The organism is Photobacterium damselae subsp. damselae (assembly GCF_038086725.1).
Lineage (GTDB): Bacteria > Pseudomonadota > Gammaproteobacteria > Enterobacterales > Vibrionaceae > Photobacterium > Photobacterium damselae.
The window spans coordinates 1,025,953-1,040,779 of sequence record NZ_CP146971.1 but is presented as its reverse complement, the minus strand read 5'-3'; the positions used below and the strand labels follow the sequence as shown (position 1 = coordinate 1,040,779).

The 14,827-nt window shown below is 38.1% G+C and carries 9 protein-coding genes; 4 read left to right on the top strand and 5 right to left on the bottom strand.

The features are described 5' to 3' along the window. The first annotated feature begins 82 nt into the window (after window positions 1-82). On the top strand, window positions 83-1,405 hold the full coding sequence (locus WAX86_RS19305; RefSeq protein WP_115061168.1) for a hemolysin family protein: 1,323 nt from the start codon (window positions 83-85) through the stop codon (window positions 1,403-1,405). A 478-nt stretch (window positions 1,406-1,883) separates the two neighbouring features. Here WAX86_RS19305 and putP read toward each other — a convergent pair whose 3' ends face one another. From putP to WAX86_RS19285, 4 genes are all read right to left on the bottom strand, one after another. Further along, entirely contained in the window at window positions 1,884-3,380 is a 1,497-nt protein-coding gene (putP, locus tag WAX86_RS19300) for a sodium/proline symporter PutP (protein ID WP_237036017.1), read from the bottom strand. A 168-nt stretch (window positions 3,381-3,548) separates the two neighbouring features. Continuing rightward, window positions 3,549-4,211, bottom strand: a complete 663-nt coding sequence (locus WAX86_RS19295) for a hypothetical protein (protein WP_237030288.1) — start codon at window positions 4,209-4,211, stop codon at window positions 3,549-3,551. Between the two features lie 2 nt (window positions 4,212-4,213). Next, window positions 4,214-7,357, bottom strand: a complete 3,144-nt coding sequence (gene putA / locus WAX86_RS19290; protein WP_341489520.1) for a bifunctional proline dehydrogenase/L-glutamate gamma-semialdehyde dehydrogenase PutA — start codon at window positions 7,355-7,357, stop codon at window positions 4,214-4,216. Window positions 7,358-7,646: 289 nt separating this feature from the next. Next, window positions 7,647-8,414 (bottom strand): AraC family transcriptional regulator, encoded by a 768-nt coding sequence (locus WAX86_RS19285; RefSeq protein ID WP_065171160.1) that lies wholly within the window; start codon window positions 8,412-8,414, stop codon window positions 7,647-7,649. Window positions 8,415-8,799: 385 nt separating this feature from the next. On the opposite strand from WAX86_RS19285, the gene WAX86_RS19280 reads away from it, so the two are divergent. Next, the gene (locus tag WAX86_RS19280; protein WP_044177775.1) at window positions 8,800-10,011 is read left to right on the top strand and encodes a putative manganese transporter; all 1,212 of its coding nucleotides are present in this window, start codon (window positions 8,800-8,802) and stop codon (window positions 10,009-10,011) included. Between the two features lie 492 nt (window positions 10,012-10,503). After that, window positions 10,504-11,214, top strand: coding sequence for a PAS domain-containing protein (locus tag WAX86_RS19275; RefSeq protein ID WP_224756820.1), 711 nt, complete (start codon window positions 10,504-10,506; stop codon window positions 11,212-11,214). Window positions 11,215-11,235: 21 nt separating this feature from the next. Here WAX86_RS19275 and pdxH read toward each other — a convergent pair whose 3' ends face one another. Next, window positions 11,236-11,874, bottom strand: coding sequence for a pyridoxamine 5'-phosphate oxidase (pdxH, locus tag WAX86_RS19270; RefSeq protein ID WP_284669810.1), 639 nt, complete (start codon window positions 11,872-11,874; stop codon window positions 11,236-11,238). Between the two features lie 569 nt (window positions 11,875-12,443). Between pdxH and WAX86_RS19265 the strand changes: the two genes are divergently transcribed. Beyond that, a complete protein-coding gene (locus tag WAX86_RS19265; RefSeq protein ID WP_341489519.1) occupies window positions 12,444-14,048 on the top strand; it encodes a GGDEF domain-containing protein in 1,605 nt (534 codons plus the stop codon). The last annotated feature ends 779 nt before the right edge of the window (window positions 14,049-14,827 follow it).

Below are 14,827 nucleotides of genomic sequence, written 5' to 3'. Positions count from 1 at the left end.
GTTCCTACTCTATGCTTTCACTATACCTAGTGTTTATTTCAGTTTTATCACCCCCTTTATAACTAGGGATCAGGAGCATTTCATGGAAATCGCCATATTAATTGGTTTAATTCTGCTAAATGGTGTCTTTGCTATGGCAGAAATTGCGTTAGTGACCGCGAAACGAAGTCGACTGCAACGTTTAGCAGAAGATGGGAAATCTGGCGCACAAACTGCCATTAATCTTGGTACTAACCCAACTCGTTTTCTTTCCACCATCCAAATCGGTATTACTGCTATTGGCCTATTAAACGGTATTTACGGTGAATCAGCACTAGCCGGTCCTATGGCGCAATGGTTAATTGAACTTGGTATGCACGCTAAAACCGCATCTATAGCATCGACTGCGATTGTGGTATTGGGTATTACCTATCTCTCCATTGTATTAGGTGAACTGGTTCCTAAACGTTTAGGTCAATACTACCCAGAAGCCATTGCGCAAGTTATTGCTAAACCAATCTCGTTCTTAGCCAGTGTCTCTAAACCGTTTGTCTGGTTGTTATCACTGTCAACAGAAGGTTTTCTTGCTCTTATGGGCAAACGCGGTGGCGATGGACAACAATTAACAGAAGAAGACATTGAAGCGGTGATCGCTGAAGGTTCGGAAAGTGGTGTATTAGAAAAACAAGAACACGACATGGTGAAGAATGTCCTTCACTTTGACCGTCGTAAGATTTCGTCCCTATTAACGCCACGCAATGATTTGGTCTATATCGATTTAGAGCAGGGTCAAGAGAGTAATTTACAGAAAATCTTAGCCGCTAAATTTACCAGCTTCCCAGTCTGTAAGGGGGGGATTGAGAATATCCAAGGCTTTATTACCGCCAAACAGTACCTACAATTTATCAGTCATCCAGACCATGAGATCACAGACTTTATCTCGGCACCTGTGTTTGTGCCTGAAAACTGGACAGGACCTAAGCTACTTGAGTTGTTTAAACAATCAGGCAATTCGATGGTTTTTGTGGTTGATGAATATGGCGATCTACAAGGTATTGTGACGCCAAAAGATATCTTAGAAGCACTTGCCGGTGAATTTAATATTCGTAATCCAGAAGATGTTTGGTCGATTCAAAATGCAGATAACAGTTGGACTATGGACGGCTTATTGCCTATCGCCGTTCTCAAAGAGTTACTAGAGTTAAAAAGTCTACCGGATGAAGAAGAAAATGGTTATCACACGCTCAGTGGTATGATCATGTGGCAACGCGGTGAATTACCAAAACCTGGAGATTGTATTTACTGGCAAGGCTGGCGTTTTGAAGTTGTCGCAATTCAAAGTAATCGTGTCGATCGCGTTTTTGTACGCCATCAAACTTTGAACGATAAAACCAAAGAAGCATTTCTTAAAGAAATGAACCAGTAAAACGACCTAATGTACTTAAGTAATTCTGCTATTACTTAAGTACAAACCGTTGCCCACATTTTAAACATCGATAAACTTTAAGATTCAAAGCTCTTTCCCACCACTTTCTTCGAGAAAAAACGGCATACGGAGGAATACAACAACAAAGATGCTCACTCATATCAAATATTTCCAATTTACAACTAAACTGTTTCCAATGCTAAATATCAACATTACATTATGATTTAGAATCAGTTTTTTCTTTCTTATATTGGTTTAATACTCTGATACGACTTTGCTTTAATATTTCCTGACATAGGTGATTCTTTAACTGACTTTGTTTATATATTTTCATCTCTATCTTCCATAATATAATCCTTCGCGATTAAATTAAGGGATGAAAAGCGTAGAATAAATGGCATTTCTGATTTTATAAATAAAAAAAAGCCTCCTTTTCTTAGGAGGCTAGTATTAACAACTTAAATATCAATCTCTTAATCTAATCAAATTCAATTAAATTCTGTTGATATGCTTGGTATTGTTTTTTCACTTTATCAGACGGTTCACCCGTTAATAAACTGGTACCGATGGCTGCAATAGAAGCGAAAATAAAGCCTGGTACCATTTCGTATAAATCAAAAATACCACCAGTCAACTGCTTCCATACCACAACGGTAATTGCACCAACGATAATACCCGCTAATGCTCCATTTCGATTCATGCGAGCCCAAAATAGGCTAAGTAGCAATACAGGACCAAACGCTGCACCGAAACCAGCCCAAGCATAAGAAACCAATCCCAAAACAGAGCTTTCAGGATCCATTGCTAGTAGTAGTGCAATGATCGATAGCACAATCACAGCAATACGACCCACCATAACAATTTCATCACTAGAGGCTTGTGGACGGAACACTTGCTTGTAGAAATCTTCCGCAAGAGCAGAAGAGGAAACTAGTAATTGAGAATCTGCGGTACTCATAATGGCTGCTAGAATAGCTGCAAGTAAAATACCAGCCACAACAGGATGGAAAAGTGAGTTAACCAGTAGCATAAAGACTTTTTCGCCATCGGCCAAAGAACCACCGATTTGCCCATCGACATACAGCATCCCAGTTAAACCAACCAGAATAGCACCAGCCATCGATAACATGGTCCACACCACTGCAATACGACGAGCTGTAGCAATATCGCCATTACTACGGGTAGCTTTAAAACGTGCCAAAATATGAGGCTGACCAAAATACCCCAAGCCCCAAGCAAGCAGTGAGATAATTGCAATGGCTGAAAGCGGCTGACCCTTTACATCATTAAATAGCGTTAATAACTCTGGATTTTTCGCTTCTAATGCAGCGGTCAAATCACTCACACCGCCATTCATCGCAGCAATAGGTACAATGACTAGCGCTGCCGACATCAACAAACCTTGAACTAAATCGGTCCAAGATACCGCTAAGAAACCACCAAAAAGCGTATAGGAAACCACGCAAATGGTACCAATAATAACGGCAATGCTGTAATCGAGCCCAAATACTGTTTCAAATAATTTACCGCCTGCGACTAAACCTGAGCTAGTATAAAAAAGGAAAAACAGCAAAATAAAAAATGCTGAAATAGTTTGAATTAGCTTAGATTTATCATCAAATCGACGGGATAAAAATTCAGGTAACGTTAAAGCATTATCGGTTGTAATACTGTAAGTTCTTAATCGTTTGGCACAAATTAACCAGTTAAGCCAGGTTCCCAATAATAGGCCACCGGCAAGCCATAATGATTCAATACCTGCAACATAAGCATAACCTGGCAGTCCCAATAACAACCAACCACTCATATCCGAAGCACCAGCCGACAGTGCAGCAGGCCATGGACCTAATGTTCGTCCCCCCAGGAAATAATCTGAGGAGTTGGCCGTTCGTTTATAAGCATAATAACCAATTGCCAGCATTACGATTAAATAAGCGACAAAGGTTCCGGTAATAGCAACGCTATCTACTGTCATCATAGTTTCCTTGTTAGTGTTCACTTTTGTCATTGCAAAAGCTTTGTTGTTATACCCAAGCAATGCGATAAATCGTTCTTCAAATTTGCAAATAATCGAAGACCTAAAGCTTACTTGTATACAAACCGAGGCTTCTTATCTTTACCCTCAAAAAGCCTCGGAAATCATTCAGTGATCGCTATCTTGAGTCTGAGCCAATAAACGAGCATTGCCGCCAATAGCCGTCACATTAATAGTTAGTACTCGTTCACTAATAAATTCTCGCCACAAGTCACAGCTTGTTAGTATCGGTATTGTTTGAGGCTGAGTTTCAACCACAAAAGAAATTAAAGGCCCTTCTTTTTCTAATACCGCACGATTCAAACCAAGTAAGTACCCACTATCACCCTGATAGGAGATAACTCGAACTTCATGTGCAAAAACAAAAGGTATTAAGGTTTCAAAAGAGTGAAGAGAAAAGACAGAGGGAATCAAGTCCATCAATAATGTTAAATTTAACGACTTGGTCTGCTCTTTCTCCATAGGATAAGTAAATAAATGGACAGAGCACCCTATTAATATGGGCACAATCACTTGAGCGAGTACACCTAACTCATTTGCGTGCTTATCATAAACTGCGCAGACAAGTCCTTTTGGTTGTAACGTTAACGTATTCTCCTCACCCGTAGCCCCTGTTAACATCACCGAGCTTACCATCTGATTTTCAATATTCTGGCGATGAAAAGAAATCAACGCTTGCTGCTGAGTATTAAGACTTTCAACCCATGGAGCGAGTTGTGACCACTTTTCATTAAGCGATAAATGTTGCCAAGCATTAAGAGATACTGACATTATTACGCCTCCATTTCCGATGAATAGATTAAAGATTCAGAAACAAAACGGTACAAATAATGAGGCCCGCCCGCTTTAGGACCTGTTCCAGATAACCCATGTCCACCAAAAGGTTGAACACCAACAACAGCACCAATTTGATCGCGATTGATATAACAATTACCAACCTCAACTTGTTGAGCAATAGCGTGATACGTGGCTTCATTACGACTATGGATACCAAGCGTTAAGCCAAATCCCATACTATTGATATCTGTGATGATCTGGTCGAGCTCAGTGGCCTTATAACTCACAACATGCAAAATGGGACCAAAGTGCTCTTGAGTCAGCTCGGTTATTGAACCAATTTGTGCCAGCGTTGGGGGAATGAAAAAACCATCAGATGAGGTTTCATTAAGTTGACATTGATACAGCAATTGATGGTTGCTTTGTAGCGATTGAATATGATGAGTTAATCGATCGTAAGCCAACTGATCAATTACAGGGCCAATGTCGGTTTGATAATATTGAGGATCGCCAATAACCAACTCTTCCATGGCTCCCTGCAATAGGGAAACAAGACGTTGGCTAATATCTTCTTGAATATAAATTACTCTTAGCGCAGAACAACGTTGCCCAGCAGAAGCAAAACTTGAGCGAATAACATCACGAACCACTTGCTCTGGCAGTGCTGTACTATCAACAATCATGGCATTTAGACCGCCCGTTTCAGCAATTAACGTAGCTGGTAAGCACTCACGTTCGGCTAAGGTTTTTGCTATATGGAGTGCAGTCTGGGTTGAACCTGTAAACGCAACACCCGCAATCGCTGATTGTGACAATAAGTAGGGACCAATTGATTGTCCACTGCCAATCAGGAGCTGAATTGCATGACTAGGCACTCCAGCTTCAAACATTAATTCAATAGTGCGAGTTGCAATCAACGACGTTTGCTCTGCAGGTTTTGCAATCACACTATTTCCACTGACAAGCGCTGCAGTAATTTGGCCCAGAAAAATCGCGAGCGGAAAATTCCAAGGACTGATGCAGACAAAAACGCCTTTAGCTTGATATTGACGCTCACAACTTCTACCTAAATAATCGTTCGCTGATTGCGGTTCATGAAATAATGTTTCAGCTTGAACAGCATAATAACGACAAAAATCAACCGCTTCTCTAATTTCATCAATACTGTCTTGCCAAGTTTTTCCAGCTTCCTTTTGACACAAAGCGATCAGTTCCACTTGATGTATTTCAAGTAAATCAGCCAGTTTTAACAGGCACTGACAGCGTTCCTCAACAGGCCGAACAGACCATGATAAAAAACCGTGAGCGGCAGCCTTTATCGCAGATTCAATTTCTTGAGGCGTTGCATCGTAGCGCTCCCCAACGATGACTTTATTATCAAAAGGGCTAGTAACATTTATAGGATGGGTCGAAAGAGCTTTTTTACCATCAATAATAGAATTGGCCTGCCACTGCCCTTTTGAATATAAAGCGACCTCTGCCATTAGAGGCATTTGCTCTGAGGCAATATCTAGACTAACCCCTTGTGAATTTTTACGTAAAGGGGCAAATAAATTAGGGGGTAAAGCAATGGCATTATTGGCTAAAGAATGGCGAGACATCAGTTGCTCATAAGGATGAACCACCAACTGCTCGATATCACATTGAGCATCTATTAACCGATGAACAAACGAGCTATTAGCGCCATTTTCGAGTAAGCGGCGCACTAAATAAGGTAATAGATCTTTATGGCTACCAACAGGGGCATAAATACGAACGGGTTGAGAACGAGCGGCACGCACTTTTTGGTATAAAGTTTTTCCCATCCCATGTAATCGCTGAAATTCATAGTCACGACGATCTTTAGCCAGCACCTCAATCGCAGCAATGGTATGAGCATTGTGAGTAGCAAATTGAGGGTAAATCAGAGGTGACATATGAGCTTGTAATAGAAAACGAGCACACGCTAAATAAGCACAGTCGGTCGCTTCTTTACGTGTAAAAACAGGATATCCAGCAATACCACGTTGTTGGGCCAGTTTAATCTCACTATCCCAATACGCGCCTTTAACTAAGCGAACCGGAATTTGATCTCCTTGCTGCTGTGCTAAAGCGGCTAACCATCCCAACACGGCAAGAGCTCGTTTAGAATAGGCTTGAACCACTAACCCAAAGCCTCCCCAACCAATTAACTCTGGAGTTTGATAGAGCTTTTGAAACAGCAATAAAGAGAGTTCTAATCGATCAGATTCTTCAGCATCGATCGTAATAGCCACATCTAATTGACGAGCACGGATAAGTAAATCTAATACACTCTGGTACATTTCATCCAATACTCGCTCTGCCTGTGCCATCTCATAGCGTGGATGAAGTGCCGATAATTTAATCGAAATCGAAAAGCTTTGTTTATCCTGTTGGGATGAGTCTGTTTTTTGCTGAGCAACGTGCTCAATAGCAGACAAATAATCGTGATAGTACTTATTTGCATCGAGCTTAGTTAGCGCTGCCTCTCCTAACATATCAAACGAAAAACGATAACCTTGGCGATAATCTTCGGATGCATGATCAAGGGCTTCATCAATAGTACGACCCAAAACAAACTGATGTCCCATGATCTTCATCGCCTGTTGCATAGCCTTACGAACAACGGGCTCTGATAGCTTATTCACCAAACGAGTCATCGCTTGGGTTGGTGAACCGCCTTCAATATTATGCCAAGTCGCGACTTTGCCTGTCAGCATTAAGCCCCAAGTAGAAGCATTCACAAAGACAGAATTAGAGTGTTGTAAATGAGCGTACCAGTTCGCCACACTCAACTTATCACGTAATAATTTATCGGCAGTGGCAGTATCAGGAATACGCATTAGCGCCTCAGCTAGGCACATCAAGGTTATCCCTTCATCAGTATCGAGGCTATATTCTAAAAGTAATGCATCGATCATCTGCACCGAACGTCGATCAGATCTAACTTGACCAACAAGATCTTTTGCACGAGTGGTGATCTCATCATTTTCAGTTGAAGTCGGCCGGACCAACTTAAGTAATTCAGTTAACCATAGATCTTCATCAATACAGTACAGCGGAGAAATCCGTTCCCAGTGATCTAAAAGTGTAGATTGAGACAGATAGGTTGGAGCAAGAACCGCATTAACATCGAGCATGAATTATCCCTCACTCAGTACAAAATGATGGTGATAACAGAGTTAATTAAAATGTTACACCATTGTTACTACTGATGATGGTATTTTTTGTTCGAACAGCAGTCTTGCGTTATTCTCCGATCATTTTTAGTGAATGTCTTGTTTTAACTAAAATTTGAACTAAAAAATCCCTAAAATGCATATATCAAGCATAATAAAACATCATATCTTTATCTTTTCATTAACAGAAAGAGATGAAATTAGAGATAGAGCACCAAATTAGACAAGTTCGTATTATAAAAAATAAGCATCACGCCATTTTTCGAAAACGTGCAGGAGAGATTGAAAAGAGACGACTGAATGATTGGGTAAAACTACTTTGACTAGCAAAACCACAATGCTGTGAAATTTCCATCAAAGAGAGCTGAGAATGAATCAGAAGATGTTTCGCTCGATGAAGACGCTTATGTAAAACATACTGATGAGGAGTCATTCCTACTTGTTGTTTAAACAAAAGAAAAAACTGACTATCACTTAGAAACGCAGAACCAGCAAGCTCTGAAACTGAAATTTTGGTACTAAGATGAGATTCTATATACAGATCAAGATGATCCATATTTAAGCGATGGTTTACATGTTTATGAGGATCTTGAATATGGCGCTGTAAAGAACACAACAACATATTAGAACAACTTTGGCTAAGCAGTAGATCATTCGGTGCTGATGATAGCTCGGTAGATAGGGCCTGAATCAACGTCTGTGCTTGTAGATCAAGAGAGAAATAATATGAATGATCAAAAAGAGATTCTAATTGGTGATGATCAGCAAGTAGTCCTTCAAAATGAGATGGCAAGTTCACAACTAAAATCTCATTCGTTCCTAAACCTGAAAAAGCGTGCTCTGCATCTGAAGATACAATGCAGCCTTGGCCCTTTGAAATAACATTACCTTTCCCCTCAATTTCAAATTCAGAACGACCAGAGACACCAATAACAAGTTGGTGATGATCATGGTGGTGGTGATCCATTTCATCGGGAAGAGCAACAATTTTAGAGCAAGTAGGAAGGCAAGATTGCATAAACGTTATAGCTTAATAATGACCTTCGGATTATCGCAGAGAACCCAGCCTATTTTCAAATTATTTACTAAGATCTTCTCTGAAACGATGATCAAGGTCGACAAATTTACGGCCAGTGTCATTTGGATTATAAAAATGATGGTAAATACAGCAATGCATTCAACATTAAAATATAGAGAAACAAACACAATTAGCTTAAGTAATTGAATTTAAATGGTTATATAAAACAAGACCATGATCATCGTTCCACACCACAACAGCTATTTACTTGATCATTCTTTCAAAAAACGATCCTTTCAAACAAATTTACACAAAATATTTGATAATAGTTATCATTTGCATTTATTCTTTAAACAACTTAGCTTTTCTTTATGGAAATCATGTAATGGACACATCAGTACAAAAACTGTCTAAATTAGTGCAACAACACAGTTGGCAATTAACAAATAAACGTTTAATTCTACCCGTCATTATTCTTGCATTACTTATATCTACTTCACCATTACGAGAATTAACCATTCAAGTACTGGCTGACGGTTTTTGGCAAGTCGCGGCCTATGTTGCAGCAACCCTTGCTGTCTATGAGTTTATTTCAACAAAACTAAAACATAGAAACTCCCAAATAACCAAACTAATAGAACATTCAGTGATAGGACAAATCGTTTTTTCAGCTCTAATGGGGGCATTACCTGGTTGTGGCGGAGCCATTATCGTGATGACTCAATATGTGAATGGTAAATTACCTTTTGCAGCAGTGGTAACTGTATTAACAGCCACAATGGGAGATGCTGCTTTTCTTTTATTGGCAACCAAGCCTACTGTTGGGTTATTCGTAATCATGATAAGTACGGTGGTCGCAATATTATCAGGATTAGTTATTTATAAAGTTCATGGCGTGCATTTCTTAAAACGGGTTCAACATGCTAATGAATTCGTTGAACTACAAAACTGTTGTCGCCATTCTTCATCGCAAGACACAACACCCATGCTGATAAAGTTACAAAGCAAATTCTGGCAATGGATACTCATACCAGCAATCACTATTGCGTTGTTAGGTTCATTTCAAATTGATACCAACCATTTATTCAATCTTCCAGCAAATACAATCGAAACAGTTGGTGCGGTTGCCGCTATCATTACAATATTTCTATGGGCTTTGAGCCGCGAGGTGTCAGATTACCAGTCAATGGTCTCTGAAGACCCTAAAAAACCTAATGACAAAGCATTTAATCGAATTGCTCTTGACACCAATTTTGTTTTAAGTTGGGTCATTGGTGCATTTCTTGCCTTTGAGCTTATGATCTACTGGACTCAAGTCGACTTAAATCAACTATTCAACCATTGGGGTATTTTGTTACCTTTAATTGGAGTCGCTATCGGACTACTACCTGGATGTGGTCCACAAATCATAGTAACAAGCATGTTTCTAGCAGGAACAATACCCCTATCCGCTCAGTTGGGTAATGCCATTAGTAATGATGGTGATGCTTTATTTCCTGCCATCGCATTAGCACCAAAGGCGGCATTAATCGCGACACTTTATTCCTCAATTCCAGCACTACTTACTGCATATACATATTTTTATCTATTTGAATAACGAAGAAAAAACAAACTAACAACTGAACAAATAACACCCAAAAAGAGCAAGAGATAAAGCTACTAGCATGAAAAGAAATTATCTTATGGATTAGTTTTTATAATAAAATCAACCTAAACACCAAATACACATAAAGCAAACATTGTCAATAGGTGATTTCCCCCTACTTTGTTATTTCTCGGTTAGTTATAGTTCATACGTAGACAGGCACTATGTGTTTGTTTACGTATCCACTACTGGATACATACCACTAAATTTTCTTTAAATACAACCCTCATTTTAAAGATAAATTTAATGGATACCTCTTCTACACGTCGTACAGGATAAAACTCTTCGGAGTAAAACTCTTGTCTTTTGCCAGTCTTATGACTGGCATTTTTTTTATCTAAAATCAGTGAAAACGCCGATAATTAAGACATTGAAGACCAGTAACATTTACCTAGCATATGAAATTCACTAGAATTACTAAAACATAATAATAAGGTTATACGTGTGAAAGAGTCGGTACCACCAAGTTTAATGCATATATTCAACCAACTTCCTGGTTGCTGGGGCTGTAAGGACTTAAACTCCACTTTCGTCTATGCAAATAAAGAGTATGGAAACATTATTGGGGTCGAACACCACCTAGACTGTGTAGGTCGGACAGACTTTGACATGCCAAGCCCAACTATCGAATGTGCAGAGCATTTCCAAGAACAAGACCAACAAGTTATTTTATCAGGTCAACGTCTTAGAATTTTAGACATTCACCCATATTCAGATGGTACATGGCGTGCACATCTCTTTACTAAAATGCCATGGCGCAATGATGACAATAAAATTATTGGCACCATATTTTCAGGTATTGAATTAAAAGATACTGCACTATTAGAAGCGGGTCACTGGATCTGTCGAGCTGCTGGGTTGAATCCTAAAGAACAAGCATCTTTTAATATTGATTTACATAACTCGCCGATTAAACTGAATACAAGAGAATCAGAAGTCCTGTTTCTACTCTTATACGGTAAAAAACCTCAATATATCGCAAAAGTTTTAAACCTCTCGGTCAAAACAATAGAAAATTATGTTCTTCGTCTAAGAGAGAAATTTAATGCCAATACAAAAGGTGAATTGCTCGATCTAGCGCTGGATCATGGCTATGGCTCTCACATTCCACCAAGTATGCTTAAACAGCAATTATCTGTTATATTAAAAGAATAACATTTCAATATACTGACTAATCTAAGGCGCTAAACGTTCAATTGACCAGTTTTCATGATCGACTTTGGTATATAAAAATCGATCATGAAGTCTGTGATCGCCACCTTGCCAAAACTCGATACTCGATATTCTCACCCGATACCCCCCCCAAAAAGATGGCAGCGGGACATCGCCTTCAGAAAACTTTTTCTTTAATTCAAAATACTTACTTTCTAATAATTGACGAGTACTTAAACGCGAGCTTTGCTTACTTGCCCAAGCTGCTATTTGGCTCTCTTTAGGACGAGATGAAAAGTATTTAACAACTTCAAAAGAAGATAATTTTTCAGCAGTTCCCGTTACGTGAATTTGTCGTTCCAGAGCGTGCCATGGAAAATGAAGGCTGATATTTGCATTATCTTGTAAATGTAGAGCTTTTCGACTACCTAAGTTAGTGTAAAAAACAAATCCATCATCCCCAACATCTTTTAGTAAAACGATACGTTGGTATGGACGGCCTTCACTATCTACTGTTGCCACAGTCATTGCCGTTGGGTCGGAAAGCTGAGCATCAATTGCTTGCTGTAGCCATATATTAAATAAATCGAGAGGATTCTGAGTCAAATCTTCTCTTCTTAAGCCACCTTTAGTGTAATCTCTTCTAATATCAGAAAGATCCATATCTCATATCCTCTCAATCTTAATCTCATTCCATCATAACTTTGATCTAAATTTAACACGTAACAATCAAGAGATTAAACAAACTTCTTCGAGTCAATTAACGATTTTGATCTCTTCTAACCTAAAATCATTAAAGCCTAAAACCTCTATTTGCTACATTAATAGGGACTCACCATCTATCTCATAAATGGCGCATCACATAGAAATCTTTCATTTACGCAACCATTGCCCATCTTAGGCTTTCTTATGAGTTTATATAAAAAACAAATTATAAATATCGCGAGTATTTTTACTCTAACGATTGGCGCATTAACAATTAACCAGGTAGCAACAGATAGAGAGACTTAATTGCGATTAGTGAAAAACTAATAATAAAATCTGAACTTCAATTAATACGTAATTATTTACTGACCACACCATCTTTAACAGAAAAAAATCTAGCCCATATTGAATCGGATATCGGACAACTAATATCTCATGAAAATTTTTCACATATAGAGATAAGTATCGACGATCAGAAAATAAAATGGTTATCACCTATTGAACCAAAATCCTTATCATATCAATTTGTGACAGCTGTTTTTCCTGAAACCGATTATTCAATATCAGAAAAATTAGTAACCCCATTAAATAATCAGATCGCGATTAAACTAGTTAGTTCATCATCCAATATGGCCAAAGAAAAAAATTCCGCCTTGATAAGAATACTTTTCGCAAATGGCACCATATTACTCTTCGGGTTAGGGAGTCTTTATTGGTTTACACGCCGAGAATTTAATGAATTACAGCAAGTTATTCAGCATTTAACTAAGAATCCACAATCCCCTCTTCCGATGGCAAAAAATGAAGAGTTCAAAATTATCACTAAAGCATTTAATAGCTTAATTACTCAATTAAACTTAAATTTTCAAGCCCAAGCAAAAGAGGCGCTAAAACTAAAAGAACAAGCTTACAAAGATCCTATTTCATTATTAGGTAATCGTAGTTTCTTTATTCATCAACTTAATTCATGGTTACAAGAATCATCAAAAGGAGGAGTTATTCTCTCTAAGTTACAATTTGTTGATGACTATTATCAAAAACAAGGCTATCAAATAGGAGACCAGTTAATCAAAGAAATAGCCACATATTTAGAGCAAGCTGTTAGAAATACCAACGCAACGGTTGCACGTTTATCCTATGATGAATTTGCTATATTAATCCCATCAGAAACCTTAGAAAATCTTAAACTCATTGGTGAAAATATTTTGCTCATGCCAGAGCAATTAAAATTGGATGAGGAATTAACTTTAAATCAAACACGTATCGGGATTGTTTTATGTTCAGAACCAACAACAACTAGCAACTTATTGGCTCAGTTAGATAATAGTTTAGCTCAGGCAGCTTTAACGCCTGAACACCCGATTTATGTTACAACAGACATCACAACTAAAGCAGCTTTTGGCAAACAGCAATGGAAACAAATTCTATTAGATGCCATTGAAAAAGATAACTTCAGCTACCAATATCAACCAGTTCAAATTGGAGCTGACCAGATCTATCATTACGAAATTTTTACGGCAATCCATGATTCAACATCACGATATAGCGCAAACCAATTTCTTAACGCAATAGAAGATTTATCGTTAGGGAGCCTATTTGATCGCAACGTTATCATCCATGCGATCAACACCTTGTTAGCAAAAAAACAGATGCCCCCTATCGCAATTAACTTAACAACAAATAGTATCAATGATCCTGCGTTTATACGTTGGCTAACAACAACGTTAGATACCAATAAAAACTTATCTCATCGACTGTATTTCGAAATTCCAGAATCCTGCTGTGTCCGACATTTTGATGCCACAAGTATTCTTTGCTCAACCATTCGATTTCATCACTTTGGTATAGGGATTGATAATTATGGACGTTATTTTCAATCACTAAATTACCTTCAAGAACTAAGACCGGATTATGTCAAAATTGATTTTGTTTACACAAACCAACTAAATGACCCAATCAAAGCAAATGTTTTATCATCAATCTGCCGTACAGCACATAGTTTGAATATAAAAACGATAGCAACAAGAGTAGAAACGGAAACACAAAAAGAACGTCTATCAGATCTATTTATCACTGGATTCCAAGGTTTTGTCATCGAGAAGGGCATAACGGAAGAAAAGATAATTGCATAATAATTAATTTACAGTGTAAAACTTTAATCCCTTTTACACTGTAAATCTAATCTAACATTAATTCTATAATTCATCCCCAAGCCAGAAATTCTTATCATAATGCTGATTAATGCACTTTAAATTATTCTATAGATGGTGCTAATCGAACATTAGATTAATCTACTATTCGACAGGTCAAGATTCAAAGATTGGTTAATGCACCGATTAAATACCTTGAACGTTAAGGACGACATACAATCCCAGTACAGATATTTTCCTTTTCTATCTGTCGCTAAGATATATTTCATATTGTCTCATTTACAGTGTAAACCAACACAAAGTAAGTACACACTTACATTTTATTTACACTGTAAACTCAAGCTATCTTCTTTAATCCATTATCAAACACACCTAATATTTTAAAGGAGAAGACTCGGAGTGTTGTCATGGGTTTAGGGTTTAGGGTTTAGGGTTTAGGGTTTAGAATAATCATACCGTAAATAGGAATACTCCCCAATTCATTAGCTAAAGATATTGTTACAACAGCACACCTAAGCAAGACTTGCATTTATCTACATCACAATGAACAAGCTCTATTCTTCATTTCAAAACCTCTAAGAATTCTAGTCTTTTATACCCAAGTGACTTCAAGATGCAGGATTCAAAGCGTTGTCACTGATTCAAGGTCAAGACAAACAATGCAAGGTAATATTTTTAAACTGAGTGTTTGATGATATATCCCAGGACTTAAATATGAGTCGATAGACTACTATGTCGGTAAGAAGGTAAGAAGGTAAGAA

Coding starts and splice junctions, on each gene's coding strand:
- WAX86_RS19305 (WP_115061168.1), top strand. CDS start 83: ATGGAAATCGCCATATTAATTGGTTTAATTCTGCTAAATGGTGTCTTT.
- putP (WP_237036017.1), bottom strand. CDS start 3,380: ATGACAGTAGATAGCGTTGCTATTACCGGAACCTTTGTCGCTTATTTA.
- WAX86_RS19295 (WP_237030288.1), bottom strand. CDS start 4,211: ATGTCAGTATCTCTTAATGCTTGGCAACATTTATCGCTTAATGAAAAG.
- putA (WP_341489520.1), bottom strand. CDS start 7,357: ATGCTCGATGTTAATGCGGTTCTTGCTCCAACCTATCTGTCTCAATCT.
- WAX86_RS19285 (WP_065171160.1), bottom strand. CDS start 8,414: ATGCAATCTTGCCTTCCTACTTGCTCTAAAATTGTTGCTCTTCCCGAT.
- WAX86_RS19280 (WP_044177775.1), top strand. CDS start 8,800: ATGGACACATCAGTACAAAAACTGTCTAAATTAGTGCAACAACACAGT.
- pdxH (WP_284669810.1), bottom strand. CDS start 11,874: ATGGATCTTTCTGATATTAGAAGAGATTACACTAAAGGTGGCTTAAGA.